Genomic DNA, 352 nt, shown 5'->3' with positions numbered 1-352 from the left:
CGCGAAGCACGCATCGATGACTTCGCCCAGATTGTGCGGCGGGATGTTGGTCGCCATGCCGACCGCGATGCCGCCGGCGCCATTGACCAGCAGGTTCGGGAACTGCGCGGGCAGCACCGACGGCTCGCGCTCCGAACCGTCATAGTTCGGCGTGAAATCGACCGTATCCTTGTCGAGCCCGTCGAGCAGCGAATTGGCGACCTTCGCCAGACGCGCCTCGGTGTAGCGCATCGCGGCGGGCGGATCGGGGTCCATCGAGCCGAAATTGCCCTGGCCGTCGATCAGCGGCACCCGCATCGACCAGTCCTGCGCCATCCGCGCGAGGGCGTCGTAGATCGCGCTGTCGCCGTGC

1 protein-coding gene is annotated in these 352 nt (G+C 67.6%); it reads right to left on the bottom strand.

Annotation, left to right across the window (positions count from 1 at the left end; translation table 11 throughout):
* Positions 1-352 (bottom strand): DNA gyrase subunit A (locus tag AC0IYH_RS30060; RefSeq protein WP_471837757.1); only part of this gene is annotated, 352 nt, incomplete at both ends.

The sequence above is a fragment of the Pseudomonas sp. AC463 genome (genome assembly GCF_979253585.1).
Note: the sequence above shows the minus strand (reverse complement) of the source record. Positions and strands in the feature narration are given on the sequence as shown.